The organism is Sphingomonas sp. R86521, from assembly GCF_042466235.1.
In the GTDB taxonomy this organism is placed as follows: domain Bacteria; phylum Pseudomonadota; class Alphaproteobacteria; order Sphingomonadales; family Sphingomonadaceae; genus Sphingomonas.
Genome location: NZ_JAXHBY010000001.1, coordinates 1,998,413 through 2,015,202, shown reverse-complemented (window position 1 = coordinate 2,015,202; position 16,790 = coordinate 1,998,413). Strand labels below are relative to the sequence as shown.

Sequence of the window (16,790 nt, the reverse complement as noted above, 5' to 3'; positions counted from 1 at the left end):
CGATCAATAGTCCTTCGAATAGCGCAGGCTGGCGTTCGATCCACCCGAACCACCCGCCGACGACAACAGGCTGAGCGCCTTGGTCAGGGCAATCTCGAGCTGCGTCGAGGTGAAGCCCTTCGCGTCGGTCACGACCTCCACATAGATGTTGTCGGTCAGGTATTTGCCTGCCGCGAGGCTGGTGCCCTTGCCGGTCGCCTGGTCGGCGCCGACGATCCGCAGCCGGTCGAACCCGGTCGCCGAACGCAGCTTGCCGAGCGGGTTCAACCCGCCGCCACCCGACCCGCGCAGCGAGTTGAGCGCCGCGGCGAGCTGGATCGCCTCGGTCGCCGACAGGTTGGTCGGGCTGCTCCCGAACAACAGCCGGCTCAGCACCTCGTCCTGCGGCAGGACCGGAGTCGAGGTGAACGCGATCTGCGGGTGCTGGCCAGTCCCGGTGATCGCGATCACCGCGGTGATCCCGTTGACGGTCGTGGTCGCGGTGATGTTGATGTCCGGATCGGTCAGCGCGCCGCCGCGGAAGCGCACCGTGCCCTTGGTCACCTCGAAGCGCTTGCCCGCGAACGAATAGGCGCCCTTCACCACGTCGAGCCCGCCGGTGATGATCGGCGCCACCGACGTCCCGCCGATCCGCATGTCCATCCGCCATTCGGAATCGAGGCCCATGCCCGATACGAACAGCTGGTTCGGCGCGGTGACGTGCAGGTCGAGCTTGAACAGCCCGGCAGGAGCCGCCTTTGCCCGGTCGGTCGGTCGTGCGACGCGGATGTCGCTCTTGCGCCGCACGCCGGTCAGTTCCGACACCTCCGCCTGGCCCTGGCGGATGATCTCGTAGCGCGCTTCCGGGATCTGGAGCTCGCCTTGAATCAGCCCGCCGCCGGGCCCGTTGGTCAGGTGGATCGTGCCGCTGGTCGTCGCGCTGATCGCGTCGCTCTTGGCGAGCTGCGCATTGTCCAGCGTGGCGCGTAGGTCGATCGGGAAACCGCTCGCCGCTGCCAGACCGATCGATCCTGTCGCCTGCACGGTACCATCGCCGGCCTTCGCCTTCAGGGTCGTGATCTCGAACCGCTCGTTGTTGAAACGCCCGGCAAGCTGCATCCGCGACAACCGAGTCCCATAGGTCTCGTTGTCATACGTCAGATTGTCCGCCCGGATCAGCCCGTTCAACCGCGGCGCCTGGACCCGGCCGGAGAAATCGGCCGCGATCGCGATCGGTCCCGACAATTGCTGGTTCGGGATCGCCGCAAAGCTGAACAGCACTGCCGACGGACCATTGTAGCGGATGCCGCCCGACAGCGGCGCCGCCATCAGACGCTCGCTCCAAGTCGCACCGGCACCAAGCGGCCGCAGGTTCGCGACCATCCGCCCGACCACGGTCGGCCCGCGCCGGACCAGCGCCCGAGCCGTGCCACCGGCGCCGTCGAGCGTACCGGCGAAGACGATGTCGACCGGCTCCGATACCGCGGCCAACCCTGAACGGGTGAAGTTCGACACGGTCATCCGTGCATCGACGACGGGAACCGCGTTGCTGTTCGCCTGCGCGAAATCGAGGCTGCCGGTTGCCTGCCCACCGATACCTAGGTTCGGCATCAGCGCACTCAGCACCGACAGGTCGAGCTTGTCGAGCCGCGCCTTGGCGTTCAGTCCGCGGCCATAGCTGCCGGCCAGTCGCGTCGACCCGCCGTTCGCCCCGCCGAAATCGATCCGGGTCGGGGCCAGCGTGTACACGCCCTTCGCCGCGCGGATCCGCGCCGGGTTGATCGTGCGGAACGCGATGCCGTTCGCCTGGCCGGTCAACGCGGCCAGATAATCGTTCGGGCTCAGCTTGGCGTTCAGCGCGATCCGGAACGGCACGCCGCTCGACCCCGTCGCCACCGCCTGCGCGGTACCGCGACCGCCGACATAGTTCACCTTCGCGCGCGCGGCCGACAGGACGACCTCGCCGTAGCGGAGGTCGGCGACCTGCGCGTCGGCGACGATCTGCGGCGTCGGGGTCAGCACCGCGCTGGCGGCGATGATCGCGCGCCCGATGGTGAAGTCGACCATCCCCGGAATCGTCGCGCCATTGGCGCGCGCGGCGACATCGGCGCGCTGGTACCCGCCCTGGTTGCCTAGGCGGACGTTGCCCGACAGTCCCTGCCCGGCGAAGTCGAGCGCACCCGCAAACGGACCCACGGCAGTCTGCACGACACGGCCGTGCGCCGCGATTCCGGCGAATACGACGCGGCGGACATCGACCGCCAGCTGTGTGCCGGGCGTGACCAGCACGTCGGCGGTGAACGGTCCGTAATTGGTGCCGCCGCTGGCGGTGACGGCATAGGCGCCGCCACGGCCGACGACCCGAGCGTTGAGGTTGACGAGACCGACGCCGACGCCGGGTCGCGGTGCGCGCAGCACGACGACGGGTGCATCGGCGCTGCCGGTCACGCGCGCGGACAACGGACCGTACGCGGTCGAATAGGCGTCCGCGTTGACCAGCACCGCGCCCGTCGCCGGATCGAACCGGCCGTCACCCTTCGTGATGCGGAACTGTGGCGCGTTCATCCGCAAATTGCGGAACGTGACGATCCCTTCGGGGCTGTAGCCGATGTCCGACCGCACGATCGCGTTGCCGCCCAGGAAATTGCGCGCACCCTCGTTGAACAGCTGCGTGGTCTGCGCGGCGACGCGGCCGACGATGCCGAAGCCGCCGTTCGGGCCGGGCACCAGCTTGGCGTCGGTGGTCAGGTTGAGGATGCCGATGCCGTCGACGCGGTAATTGTTCACCCGCCCCTTCAGCGCACCGGTGTAGCGGCCGGTCGCCATGTTCGCGACGATGACCGCGGTCGCATCGATCTTGTCGGACCGGATCTTCAGATTGTCGGACAGGATGTTGGGCATCGCCACCGCGATGTCGCCCTGGATCCGGACGTTGGTGGTCAGCCCGCCGACCGCGGCGTTGAGCCCCGTCACGCGTGCGGCGCGGGCGTTGAGCGGGACCAGGATGCGATCCGCGTTCACCCGCGCCAGCCCTTCGGCATAGACTTTTTCGACCGTGGTCGTGCCAAAGCCGATCGCGGCCGCGCGCACCTTGTAGTCCACCGTCGGCGTCGCGAACGCGCCGTCGAGCACCAGCCGCGCGGTCACGTCGCGACCGCGCAGGTTCGGTGCGATCGCGCCCGGCGTCAGCAGCTTGGCGTTCACCGCGAAGTTGGCGAAGCGGCTGTTCGCCAGATCGATCAGTCCGCCGGCATCGACCGCCAGCGCGTCCGACTTCAGCGTCATCCGCGTATCGGCCTTGCGGTCATTGAGCGTGGTATCGATCGCGACGTCCAGCTGCGGCGCGGTCAGGCGCTCGACCGGGCCTTCGAGATAGAGACCGGGCCTGGTCGGCCCGCGCACGGTGATGTGTCCATTGGTCGCGGTCAGCGCGAGATTCGCCAGCTGCCCGCCGCCCAGCGTCGCGACCGCGTTGCCGCGCCACGATGCCCAGCTGCCACGACCGTCGACAGTCGCGGTCAGCGGCGCCTTCAGCGACCCCATCGTGGCGACGACGCCGCCGACCGGCGCGTTCAGCCGGACGTTGACGTCGAGCTTGTTCTGCGCCGGTACCGCATCCAGTTTCAGCATCAGCGTATCGCCACCGGCGATCCCCGGACCGACCAGCGCCGCGGCGTTGGTGGTCAGCTGGGCACGCTTGTCCGCGATATGCACCGCGCCGTCGATCTTCACGATATGCGTCGCGCCGGTCACCGGCTTGGCGATCACGAAGCGCGCGATCTGCAGGCGGTTCACGTCGATGTCGAGATCGGGCAGCAACGGCGCGTTGGGATCGCTCGGCGTCGCCTTGAGCTCGGGGCGGCGCTGCAGCGTGACCAGCGGCGTCGACAGCGAGCGCACGTCGACATGGTTGTGCGCAAACGCGAACGGGCGCCAGTCGACCGCCAGCTTGGGGCTGGTCAGGAACACGCCCTTGGGATCCGACACGCGCACGTCGCTCAGCGTCATCGCGCCATAGATCGACCCGTCGATGCGCCCGACCTTGATGTTCAGCCCGGATGCGGTGGTGTAGCCGCCGATCTGGTCCGCGACGAGCCGCCGGCCAGGATCGGTGTTGATCCCGAACAGCACGATCAGCACCAGCGCGATCACGCACAGCACCGCGATGCCGATCCACTTGAGGATGCGCTGCCACAGCGGCGCCCGAACGATAACCGTCTCGGGCTGCCCGTTCTCGGCCGGATAGGTGTCTTCGGCCATCAGAATGCCTGCCCGATCGAGATGTAGAGGGCGACCTTGCCGTCACCCTTGCGCGGGTTGAGCGGCGTCGCGACGTCGAACCGCAGCGGCCCGAAATTGGTGTAGAACCGCCCGCCGATACCCGCGCCGATCTTCAGCGCGCTCAGGTTCGGCGTGCTGCTCTCATAGCTGTTGCCGGCGTCGACGAACGGCACGATGCCGAAGTCGCCGAACCGATACCGGGCCTCGAGCGCGAATTCGTTGAGGCTGCGCCCGCCGACCGGATCGCCGTTGGGATCGAACGGCCCGAGCCGCTGATAGCCATAGCCGCGCACCGAACCGCCGCCGCCGCCATACAGCCGCCGCGAAGGCGCAATGTCGTCGCGCGCGATGCCCTGGATCGTCGCCGCCTTCGCCCGACCCGCGATCACGATGCTCTGCGAGACCGGGTAGTAGAACGTGCCCTCGACCTGCGCGCGGACATAGGGGCTGACCGATCCCTGCACCGACGTCTCGGGACTGATGTTGACGCGCAGCCGGTAACCCTTGGCCGGGTTCAGCAGGCTGTCCGAACGGTCGAACAGCACCTGCGTCGGCAACGCGACGATGCCGTAGGTGCGACGGACGTTCTTGCCCTGCGCGAAATCATAGACGCTCTCGTTCGTGCCAACGAGTTCGCCGCCGTAATAATAGGTCAGCTTCTTCTGCCAGATCGGCGTCGAGTCGTAGCTCCAGCGAACGCCAAGCGTGCCGGTGAACGCGGTGTACGCGTCGTAGTTGCTGTGGTTCGCCGACGCGATCACGTTGAAGGTGCGATCGCGCTTGCCGGCATTCGAACGGCGGAAGGTCGCCGATGCGCCCTGCTCCTGGGTGCCCGCGATGACCGAACCGATCAGCGCACCCTCGGGCGCGAACAGGTTGCGGTGCGTCCAGGTCCCCTCGGCGCGGATGCCCTGCCCGGTCGAATACCCCGCATTGCCGGCCAGCGTGCGCGCCGGCCCCTTGGTCTGGCGCACCAGCAGGTCGACCGCCTCGGTCCCATCGGCATTGACCTGCCCGGTCCGCACCGGCTCGACCGACACGGTCGAGAACAAGGCGGTGCCAACCAGCGCGTCACGCAAATCGTCGGCGAGACGGTTGTCGTAGAGTTCGCCGCCCTTGAACCGCGGGAAGACGTTCAGGTGATCGAGGTCGAACACCGCGTCGCCCTCGGTCCGCAACTGGCCGAACGACGACCGCGGACCGGTATCGACCGGCAGCGTATAGGCGCCCGTCGGCGTCTGGTCGTCGAGCAGGATATCGCGGTCGCCGACCTTGACGAACGGGTAGCCGCGCTGCGGCAGCACCAGGCTGACGTTCGCCTCCGATCCCTGGATGCGCTCGGCCTCGATCGCGTCGCCGACCTTCAGCGGTAGCTGGCTGCGGACGAGATCGGGGGGCGTGGTCGGCCCCGCCTCGACGGTGATCGACGACAGGGTATACAGTCGGCCCGGCTGCGCACTGACCGTCGCCTTCAACCGACCCGGCGTACCCGGCACGGTCTCGATCGTCGACACCGCGGCGGCGTCGTAATAACCGAGCGACTTCAGCAGCCGTACCGCGAGCGCCTCGTCCTCTTTGGCGCGCGCGGAAACCTGGGTTGCGTTGGCCGCCTTGCCGCCGCCTTCGCGCAGCGCCGACAACGCCTTGTAACGCGCTTCCAGCCCATCGGCCGCCTTATCGAGCCCGACGATCGCGGTGTCGTAGCGGATCTGCGGCGCGTCCTTGTCCTTGATATCGGCCGCGGTTTCGAATGGTACGGTGTCGTAGCTCGCGAGCGGGGTCAGCGGCTGCGCGAGTTGGGGATCCTCCGGCCCGGTCGGCGGCAGGACGTTGCCGGCGACGGCCGGCGTCGTCGTCGTCGCCGGGGCATTCGGCATCGCTTCGAGCGGCGCGTTCAAATCCCCCGAAAGCGGCGGCAACGCGCTGTCGAATTCGGCTTCCGGCACGATCGGCGCATCGCCACGCGGGTCGGCGGATTGCGTGCTGTTAGGCCGATCCTCGGGCTTGGGCGCGGATGGCCCCTTTGCCGGCGCGGTGCCGGGCTTCGCAATCTGAGCGAACCCTGGCGATGACGCAACCAGCGCCAAGGCGAGCCAATAATGCCGGCTTGTCGAAGCTATCACGCTGTACACGATCCCCATATCAGGGTGCGACCGCGTTCGATTCACCCCCACCCGACTTCTGTAACGCAAAGCCATAAAGATGGTTTCGGTTAATTATTCATTTTTCATACGCAGCCGATTAAGCCGCCGACCGCGACGATAACGGTGTCACGCCCAGGGCGATCGATCCTGAGCGAAGCCGGCAGCACCGAGGCGCCTTGCGACATGTCGCCGCGCGTGGTGATCGTCATGTCGAGCGTCGCGGTGACGTCGCCGCCGCGATATTCGGTGACCGCGGCAAACCCGAACCCGCCGGGCCCGGTCTGTGTGGTCCGGGCATAATCCTTCGTGACCCCGTCGATCGCGATCCGCAGCAGGGCGGGGTCGGCACCCGCCATCGCCACCAGTTGCCGCGTGCCGGCGACGTTCCACAGATACGCCGCGCAGCCCTTTGCGGGCAGCGCCTGCTTCGCGATCGGTCCGATCGGCAACCCGTCGATGAGCGCGGGCGGGGTCGCGGAGGGGGCAGCGGCTTGCAGCGCGATCGCGCTCAACAGGGCTATCATGGCGCATGGGCTACCATGAACAGCCACGCGGGATAAGCCGCGATCGCCAGCAGCGTGCCCAGCGGCAGCGCGGTATCCGCCGCAACCGCGCGGCCGCGAAGATGCGCCGCCAGCACCATGCCGAGCCCGACCATGCTCGCGATCAGCAACACCGCGGGCAGCATCTGCCACCCGAGCCAGAGCCCGATCGCGCCGAACAGTTTGGGATCGCCGCCACCCATCCCGTCGCGGCCGCGCACCCGGCGATAGAGTGTCGCGATCAGCCACAGCGCTCCGAACCCAGCCCCGCCACCGATCGCGCGGTCGATCGGCGACGGTTCGAATGCCAGCGCAGTCAGCACGCCGGTCGCCGCCAGCGTTCCCGTCAACCGATCCGGCAACCAGAACGCGATCAGGTCGAGCGTCCCGAGCGCGAGCAGGAGCCATCCGAATACCGCCCCCGCCAGCGCGGCCGGTCCCGCGACGACCCAGCCCGCACCGGCGCCGATCACCAGCGCGCCGAGCTCGACCCGCCAATGCAACGGCGCGATCGGCGCGCTGCAGGTGCGACACCGTCCCCGTTGCACCAGCGCGCTCAGCAACGGCACCAGTTCCCATGCGCGCAACGTCGCCCCGCAGGAATCGCACGCCGACCGCCCGCGCATCACCGACCGATCGTCGCTCCACCGCACGACCAACGCGGCAATGAAACTGCCGATGATCGCGCCGAGAACCCCCAGCCCGATCGCCCATGCGAGCCGCTCAGACACCGGTCTTGCGGATCAGATAGCGATAGACGCCGAGCAGGTTGATCCCGAACAACACGGTATTCTGCGTGCCGAGCGCGAAATCCCTGGTCAGCCAGGCGCCGGCGAACCAGCAGATCGACGACCCGACGAAGATCACGAACCCCCATCCCGTCACCCGCCGTCCGGAATCGAGCGAGACCATGAACGCGGCGAGCATGCCGGAGATCGACGCGGTCCATTTCAGGACGGTGATGAGGGTTTCCATGCGCCATCCCTATCCGCTGCCGAGCGCCGGCGATAGAACAGGTGCGTCCCGATCTGCGCGACCTTGACCAGCGAGTCGCGCCAATAGGGAACCATCCAGTCGGTATGGTAATGCGTCGCCCGGCCGACCGGCGCATAGACGTGGCCGTCCAGCGCGCGCCGTGCCGCCCGCCGCGCCTGCTCCCACCCGTCACGCTCGGGGCGGCGCACCACCGATCCGTCGCACGAGAACGAGAACTGGCATCCGGTCGGCCGGTTCGCGCCCTGATACACCACGCCGCACACCGTCTTGGGAAATCCCACCGCCTGGACGCGGTTGAGCACGACCTGGACCACCGCTCGCTGGCCATCACGATCGTCCCCGGCCTCGTAGAGCGCGACCGTCGCCAGGCACTCGATCGCCTGCGCCCGCGATGCCGGCCCGCCGCTGAAGCGGAACCGCTGCGCCGGGCGGCCGGTCGTCACGATCGGGACCAGCGCGTTCGAGGCGCGCGCCGCGGCCATCGTCAGCGGGCGGACCCGCCGGTCGTCGGGCTCGATCGGCGACCGCATCAGGCCACTGGCAATCGCGACCGCCGCCGCGACCCCGAGCAGCAGCAGCCAATGTTCGGACGACGCGCCGCGCCCCCAGGTTCGGTTTCGCCGAGGCGCCGGGGGTCGCGTGCGCGCTCTGGTCATGGCCGATCGTCTAGCCAAGGACCGGCGTGTTGGAAAACGACGATGGCGACCTCACCGGATCGTGAAGCGGACCTGGTCGACCACCCGCCCGGCGACGTCGACCAGCCTCAGCAAATGTCGCCCCGGTGCCGCCAGCACCAGCGGGCTCGCCGCTGCGGGTCCGAGATCGCGGTTGTCGAGCAGCAACCGGTGGCTCGCCACGCTGCCGGTGACGCCGACCGCGAAACGCTGGCGATCGGGCGGGATGTCGGGGTCGATCGCATAGACCGTGCCGGCGATCGGGTTGACGATCCGCGGGCGGCGCGCTTCGCCCGGCGCCGCGGCGATCAGCGTCTGTCCCGTGCCGGCAAGGAAATACTCGCGCCGCGGCTGTTCGACATGATCGGCAAACGCGATCGACCGCGTCTCGATACCCGTCGGCATCGGCGGCGCGCGACTGGGCAGGCGGGCGTGCAGCGCCAGCATCAGGTCGCGCCATACCGGTGCCGCGCCGCTGGTGCCCGACACCGCGCGCATCGGATCGCCCTCCAGGTTGCCGACCCACACCGCGACCGTGAACCGATCGGAAAAGCCGACGCACCAATTGTCGCGCATCGCCTTGGACGTGCCGGTCTTCACCGCGGTCCAGAACGGCAACCGCAGCGCCGAGTCGAGCCCGAACGTCGCCGCGCGCGCATTGGGGTCGGCGAGCATGTCGGCGACGATCCACGCCGCCGCGGGTGTCGTCACCGCGCGCGACCCCGGATGCTGCGCGCGCCGCAGGATGCGCAACGGCGACCAGCGGCCGCCATTCGCAAGGCTGCGATAGGCGTCGGCCTGTTCGAGCAGCGTCACCTCCGCCGAGCCCAGCGCGAGCGAGAACCCGTAATATTGACCGTCTTCGACCAACCCCCGATACCCGGTGTCCCACAGCCGGTCGCGGAACGGATCCACCCCGACCAGCAGCAGCGTGCGCACCGCGGGCACGTTGAGCGACCCCGCCAGCGCAGTCCGCGCCGACACTGGTCCCTTGAACCCACGGTCGTAATTCTGCGGCACGTACAGCCCCGACGCGGTGTCGAGCTGGACCGGCGAATCGTCGAGGATCGACGCCGGCGTCAGATAGCCGCGCTCGATCGCCTGCGCGTAGAGGAACGGCTTCAACGTCGATCCCGCCTGGCGATAGCTGTTGGCGCCATCGACCGCCGCCGCGGTCGAGGCACCGCCGATGCCGCCGACATAGGCGAGCACGTCGCCGCTGGCATTGTCGACCACCACCACCGCGCCGTCGCGCGCGCGACTGCCGCCCAGCCCCTGCAGCTGCCGGCGGAGCGCAGCGATCGCGAGCCGCTGCACCCCTGCGTCCAGCGTGGTCGCTACCCGCAGCCCCGGCCTCGTCAGCAGCCGATCGGACAGATGCGGCGCGAGCCCCGGGTCGAGCGCGAGGCTGCGTGCCGGGCCGAGCATCGAGGCGGCTTGCGACTGGAACCGCGCACAGTCGCGGGCGTGCGCCAGCCGGCACGCGCGCGCGCCCAGCCGACCGGCCGACACCTGCGTATCGGGGAGCAACGCGGCGAGCAGCACCGCGTCGTCGGCGGCAAGCGCGGCGGGGGTCTTGCCGAACAGTCCCAGCGCCGCCGCGCCGATCCCCTGCGCCTCGCCGCGGAACGGCGCGAGGTTGAGATACGCCTCGAGGATCTGGTCCTTGCTCCAGCGCGACTCGAGCGCGCGTGCGGCCCGCAACTGGCGCAGCTTGTCGCGCCAGCTGCGGGCGCCCGGGCGTGCGAGATCGGGCGCGAGATAACCGGCGACCTGCATCGAGATCGTGCTCGCGCCGCGCGCCGGACGGCCTTCGAGCCGGTTGCGGATCGATGCGCCGAGCGCGAGCCAGTCGATCCCGTGATGCCCGGCGAAGCGGTGGTCCTCCGCTGCGATGACGGTCTGCGGCACCACCGGCGCGATGCGGTCGAGCGGTGTCCAGGCCAGCCGACGGGTCGCGAAATCGACGCGGGCGCTGTCGATCAGCACGCCGTGGCGGTCGTAGAGCCAGGATTCGGACGGGCGGTAGGCGGCGCGGGCGGCGGCGTAGTCGGGGATCGGCGGGGGGTACGTGGCGTAGTCGAGCGCTCCGAACACAATTGCTACCGCCAGGATCGCGCCGACCGCCCATCCCCTGGTTCCCCGGCGAAGGCCGGGGCCCAGTCGGGAGAACCAATCTTGTAGTACGTGGAGCGTCGTCACGTCTGTGTCTCAGCTGGGCCCCGGCGTCCGCCGGGGAACACGCTACCCTTTCTCCCGCGAAGGCGGGAGCCCAGGGTTACGCGTGCTATGCGCGCGACTCCTGTTCTCCCGCCACCGCGATAGAACCCGCTCACCGATCCCCCACGACGACCACCGCATTCGGCACAGCCGCGCGGATCGCCGGCGAGTACATCGCCTCGACCCGGCTCGGCGGCAACCCGAACCGTCCCGCACCGTTCAAACGCAGCGTGTACGCCACCGTGAACCGCCCGCGCGGCACCCACGCGAAGTATCCGCGCCAGGCGTCGCGGCCGCGCTCGACATAGGAGGGCTGTACACCCTCGCCGCCTTCGCCCGACTGCAGCATCGCCGACTGCCCGCCCAGATCGCCGACGATCGTCGAACCTGCCGGGATCGGATCGTTGACGACCACCCAGTTGCGCTCAGCGCTCGCGTCAACGGTGATCGTCACCTTCACCACGTCGCCGCGGGTCAGCCGGCCCGGGTTGCGCGCCTGCACCACGGACACCTGACGGGTCATCCGATACCCCGCCGCCAGCGGCCGGGTCAGCGGCACCGCAGCCGACACCGAGACGGTCGCCCACGGCCCCGCCCCGCCCGCCTGCGCCATCCGCAGCGGCGCTGGCGATGCGGCAAGCGGGAACGACGCCACACGCTGGTCCGACGCCAGCGGCCAACCGCGCGAGATCTGCCGCCCGGCATAGGCGAGCGTCGTCGTACCCGCGATCGCCTCCGCCGGATACAGCCCGGCGAATTTCCGCGCGGCAACCGTGCCCCAGGCGTTGGCGGTGGTCGTATCCCAATGCCCGCGCGACTGGCGCAGCGCGGTCCCGACCATCATCCGCGGCGCATCGTCCTGCCAGCCCGGCCGACCCAGCGTCACCAGCACCGACTTGATCGCCGCCTCGTCGCCCGACGACATCAGCCACCACGACGCCGAACCCTGATCCGACAGGTCCAGCCGCGTACCCTCGTACACCAGCCGCGTCCGCAGCACGCGCTCGCCCTCGGCGCGCAACGCGGCACCGTTGGCGAGACCCGGAATACGGTCGAGCGCTGCCAGATAATCCGCCAGCGTCGCGGTCGGCATGTCGGCCGGCGGCATCCCGATCTGGCCGAGCATCGCCGGTGTCGCCGCCCCGGCACGTGCCAGCGCGGTCAGCGCCGCGACGCGCTGCAGACGGACATCGCCGTAATCCTCGCGCCGCAACCGGCCGTCGAGCACCGCCTTCATCGCCTCGACCATCTTGGTCTTCGCCGCTTCGGGAACCGCGAGCCCGGCCTCGCCGGTGATCGACAGGACATAGGCGGTCAGCGCCTCGGACCCGTTCAGCCCATCGCCAGGGAAATACCGCAGCAGCCCGTCGGACGCCTGATAGGTCGGGATCTCACCCGCCAGCCGCGCCCAGCCCGCCGCATCGCCCAGCACGACGATCCGCGACAGCCGCTGTTCGAAGCAGTTGTACGGATACGCGGTCATGTAATCGCGCACGCCCTTGAGCGGTGGCGCGAGACTGTCGTCGAGGCGGATGTCGACGCTGCCACGACCGACGATCGCGCCGGCCGGTGCCGCGATCGGGATCATCGATCCCTCCCCGACACGCGCCAGCGTCGCCGCCCAGACCTCGACCGGAATCGCCGGCACGACGTCCTGCGACACCGTCACCTTGTCCGCCGCACGGCCGTTTGCCGTGCGTGCGCTGACCTGCCAACGCAGCGTGCTCACGCCGTCCGGTGCGGTCAGGTTCCACGCGATCGGCGCCGCGCCCCCCGCCGGGATCGTCACGGTCAGCGGCTTGCCCGCCGCGACCCGCGGGAAGACGTCGACGGTGGCGGTGACCGTCATCGGCTTGGTCGATCCGTTGCGCAGCGTGAACTGCGCCGCATACAGATCGCCGGTCCGCACCAGCGGCGGCAGCCCGGCATAGATCGACAGGTCCTGCGCGGTCCGAATGTCGGTGCTGCCGGTGCCGAACAATTGCGCACCATCGGTGGCGATCGCGACCAGTTTGAACGACGACAGCGCGTCGCTGAGCGGCACCGCGACCTTCGCACGACCCTGCGCATCGAGCGCGACGCGGCCACGCCACAGCAGCACCGGCTTGAAGTTCTCACGGTTGAGGCCGGACACGTCGCCAGCGCCCCCGCCATCGCCGCCCGCCTCGACCGCCTTGCGGCCGTAATGCCGCTTGCCGACCACCTGCATCTGTGCGGTCGAGGTCAGCACCGACAACGGGCGCTCGCCCATCATCGCGGTCAGCACGTCCCAGCTCGGATTGGGCGCAAGCTGCATCAGCGCCTGGTCGACCGCGGCGAAGGCGACGTCGGCGGTCCGTGCCGGCTTGCCGTCAGGCGTGCGGACCTGGACCATCACCTGCGCGGTGTCGCGCGGGGCATAGCGTTCGCGGTCGGCCTTCACCGCCACCTTCAGCTGGTGCGCTTCCCACCCGACCTTCACCTTGGCGATGCCGATGCGGTAGGCGGGCTTGGCCAGGTCGACCAGGGCGGTCGGTTCCTGTGCCTCGTCGGGGCCACTGGACAGGCCCAGCGAACGCGCGATGCCGTGCACCCAGCTCCAGAACCCGCTCTCGACGCGTCCGCGCACGACCATCACCGACACGAACACGTCGGGCGCATAGGCACCGTCCATCGGCACCGACACTACCGGATCGGTGCCCGACAGATGCGTGACGAAGCTCGACAACACGCCCTCGCGCTCGACCGTCACCAGCGCCGTCGCCTCGCGGAACGGCATCCGCACCTGGAAGCGTGCGGTCTCGCCCGACTTGTACGTCTGCTGCTCGGGGACCAGGTCCATGCGGTCGCCATTGTCGCCGCCGAACCACCAGTCCTCGTCGCCCGCCAGCCACACGCTGCGAACCGCGCGCGCGACGTGGCCGTCGGCGTCGACGGTGGTCGCGACCGCATAGACCTCGCCGGAGACGCCGGGATCGACCTTGCACATCGCCAGCCCCTGCGCGTCGGTGGTCGCCGAACAGGTCGCGGCGATCTTGGTCGTGCGCATCTGGTTGTCATAGGCATAGAAGCCGCCGATCAGCCGCCGCCGCGCGGTCAGGATCTGCCGGCTGTACAGCGCGACCGAGATCTTCTGGCCCTTGATCGGTTTGCCCGCGGTATCCAGCGCGACGAAGCGCAGCCGCAGATCGTCCTGCTTCATCAGCCAGCCATCGGTTTTGACCCCCAGCTGCACGCCCGACGCGAAGATCGGGATCGTCCTCGACGCGGTCAGCGTCTCGCCGTTGGCATCGCGGTAATCCATCTCGACCTGCATGTCGGCATTGCCGTCCAGCGACTGCGGCACCTCGACCACCTGGCGCGCGGTACCGTCCCCACCCAAAGTCGCGGGCAGCGTCTGGGTCGGCGGCAGTTCGGTCTTTTCCTCTTCGCCGTCGCCGTCGAGCGGCTTGACGCCCTCGGTCACCGCGCGACCGCCGAACGTGTAGCCGTCATAGCCCTCGGGCGTGGCGCTGTGCGCGAACCAGCCGACGCGCAGGTCGACCGCGAGGTTTGAGGCCCCGCCGCCCGACAGATAGCCGACGAACAGGTCGAGCGGTAGGTTCGCCGGGCGCACGGCTGCACCCTTCGGCCCGGTCACCGTCGCGCGCATCGTCGGCAGCTTGTATTCGTCGACGCGGAAAGTCTGGTCGAGGGCGATAGTGCGTCCCTCGGCCTCGATCGACAGCGCATAATCACCCATAGGCGCACCCTGCGGCACGCTCCACGCATTCTCGCCGACGCCGTATGCGTCGATCGACAACGGCAGGTCGAACTGCGTGTCCGACCCGCGATGCGTCAGCCGCAGCGTGCCGGTCACGCCGGGCGCCAGCGCGAACCCACCGCCGCCCGGTTTCCGCAGGATATGCTTCATGTGGATCGTCTCGCCCTGCCGGACGAGCGCGCGATCGAACAGGGTGTGGACCATCTCGCCGCGCGTGGAATACCCGTAGGGCAGGTCGAAGTCGTAGGGACTGATCCCGTTGCCCCATTCGGTCAGCGTGAAGCTGTAGTCGCCGCCGCGTCGTGCCGACACCATCAGCGGGTGCGGCGCGCCCTCGGACTCGCAATTGCCATAGGTCTCGGGCTCGGGCAGCCCGGCCGGCACGAACAGCCCGCCGGTGCGGTCGGTGACGCCGCGCGCGAGCAGCTTGCCGGTGCAGCTGTCGGTGACCTGGACGTCGGCGTTGGCGGCGGGCTTGCCGTCGGACAGTTGCGTGACCCAGGCAAGGCTGCGCTCGCGGCCCCATTTGAAATGCACCGCCATGTCGGTGACCAGCGCCGCGCTCGCGACGTAGCGCGGCACGTTGCGCCCGAGCAGCGCGCGGCCCAGCACCGGGCTCGCCAGTTCGACGACGTAGAAGCCGGGGTTGGTCAGCGGAATGCCGACGACCTCGAAATCCTTGCCCTTGCCCGGCAGCGCGACCTTCATCGGCGCGCCCAGCCCGGCGGCTAGGATCGGCTTCTCGCCGGTATGGTTGATATGGATGGTCTGCTTGTTGCCCTCCGGGCCGCGCTCGATATCCTCGATATCGGTGTCGCCCGCCTTGGACACGGTGCGCAGCCATTTCGCGATCTCGCCGTCGGACCCTGCGACGCGGACGCTCTGGCCGTTCACGCCAAAGCTGCGGCCGGCCAGTTCGGGCTCGATCGCGCGGACCGTGACCGGCAGCACGCCGCCCTGCTTCGCCTCCAGGATCCCGAAATTCGCGGCGAACTTCACCAACGGGGGCGCGGCGTCGAAACGGACCTCGAGCGGGAAACGCTCGGCATTGGCGAGCGCACGGCCGCTCTCGTCCTTGACCCCGGCGGGCAACACGACCTTGCCGGTGGTGCCGAACGCCTGGCGCGCGGCGAAGGTGATCGTGTCGATCGTCGCCTCCTTCTTGTCGTCCGTGTCGAACACCGGGGCGATCGACTTGCCGTCCGCAGTCTCGATCCGGATCGCCGCCGCCTGGCTCATCGCGATGGGCGCGGAAAAGCGTACATAGGCCTTCTCGACCGGGCTGCACCCGCCCTGCGCATTGACGCGCGAACATTCGAACCGCGCGGTGAAGGGCTTGCGCACCGTATAGTCGAAGCGCTGGTCGGCGCCCGCGAGCTTACCGCCCACGCCGGAAATCTTCGCGCCCCAGACCAGCGCCATGTCGCGGCCGGGGGGCAGCGGACGGCGGCATTTCAGCGCGGTGACGCTCGACAGCATCTTCGCACGCTCGGCGGCGACGGTCGGGATCGTCGTCGGCAGGCCGGCGGATTCCAGGAAGTTCCGGACCTCGTAACGCTCGGTCCCGAGTTCGCCGAGCAGTTTGGCAGGCAGCTCGGCAGGCAGCACGTCGACCGCGATCTTCTCGCCGATCCCGTCGACCGCGCAATAGGCGTTGGCGGCGACTGAAGCGCGGGTCGCGGCCATGTTCGCGGCGACCAGGAACACCTGGTCCTCCTCGATGTCGCTGTCCTCTCCGCCGGTCAGGACCGCGCGCGCGACCGGACCACCGGCATCCACCTTGAAGCTCTGCTGTCCGCCCAGCGCATAGCCGCCAGCGCTCTTCAGTCCGGCGCGCGTCTTAATCTCGCAGGCGGTGCCGCCGGGCAGCGGCGTCGCGAAGTCCCAGACATAGGTCTGCTGATCGACCCAGCGTCCCTCGCCACCGATCGGGCAGGTGACCTCCAGCGGTCCCTGCGCGCGCGGATCGCCGAGCGCGACCATCGCCTGGCTGAAGCGGATCGTGAAGCGCTCGATCGCACCATTGCCCAAGCCGGGGGTCGCGAGCACGACCTGCGGGGTCGCATCGCCGAACGCCGCAACCGGCGCGATCGCAAGCGCCAGGCACGCCAACCGAAGTTTCAAACCCATTCCCGTGCTCCCCTGCCCGGCGCGAACCTAGTCCGGCGCGCAGACAAGTCCAGTGCGATACGCTACGGCAAGGCTGCCTCAG

General features: G+C 69.3%; 8 protein-coding genes. All 8 read right to left on the bottom strand.

Going from position 1 to position 16,790, the window contains the following annotated elements; translation table 11 throughout:
- Positions 1-3 precede the first annotated feature (3 nt).
- Complete coding sequence (locus tag SJY20_RS09285) at positions 4-4,239, bottom strand: translocation/assembly module TamB domain-containing protein (protein ID WP_380786480.1); 4,236 nt, start codon at positions 4,237-4,239, stop codon at positions 4-6.
- Entirely contained in the window at positions 4,239-6,311 is a 2,073-nt protein-coding gene (locus tag SJY20_RS09280) for a BamA/TamA family outer membrane protein (protein ID WP_380788622.1), read from the bottom strand. Before SJY20_RS09280 ends, SJY20_RS09285 begins: the two co-directional genes overlap by 1 nt.
- A gap of 176 nt (positions 6,312-6,487) precedes the next feature.
- Positions 6,488-6,928 carry a hypothetical protein gene (locus SJY20_RS09275; RefSeq protein WP_380786479.1) on the bottom strand — a complete coding sequence of 147 codons (441 nt, stop codon included), beginning with the start codon at positions 6,926-6,928 and terminating at the stop codon, positions 6,488-6,490.
- Positions 6,925-7,677, bottom strand: a complete 753-nt coding sequence (locus SJY20_RS09270; RefSeq protein WP_380786478.1) for a prepilin peptidase — start codon at positions 7,675-7,677, stop codon at positions 6,925-6,927. The genes SJY20_RS09275 and SJY20_RS09270 overlap by 4 nt, the downstream gene beginning before the upstream one ends.
- Positions 7,670-7,921, bottom strand: a complete 252-nt coding sequence (locus SJY20_RS09265; RefSeq protein ID WP_380786476.1) for a hypothetical protein — start codon at positions 7,919-7,921, stop codon at positions 7,670-7,672. The genes SJY20_RS09270 and SJY20_RS09265 overlap by 8 nt, the downstream gene beginning before the upstream one ends.
- Positions 7,897-8,598 (bottom strand): cell wall hydrolase, encoded by a 702-nt coding sequence (locus SJY20_RS09260; RefSeq protein WP_380786475.1) that lies wholly within the window; start codon positions 8,596-8,598, stop codon positions 7,897-7,899. The genes SJY20_RS09265 and SJY20_RS09260 overlap by 25 nt, the downstream gene beginning before the upstream one ends.
- A 51-nt stretch (positions 8,599-8,649) precedes the next feature.
- Entirely contained in the window at positions 8,650-10,713 is a 2,064-nt protein-coding gene (pbpC, locus tag SJY20_RS09255) for a penicillin-binding protein 1C (protein ID WP_380786474.1), read from the bottom strand.
- Positions 10,714-10,948: 235 nt separating this feature from the next.
- Positions 10,949-16,708: an alpha-2-macroglobulin gene (locus SJY20_RS09250; protein WP_380786473.1), complete on the bottom strand. Its 5,760-nt coding sequence runs from the start codon at positions 16,706-16,708 to the stop codon at positions 10,949-10,951.
- Positions 16,709-16,790: the final 82 nt, after the last annotated feature.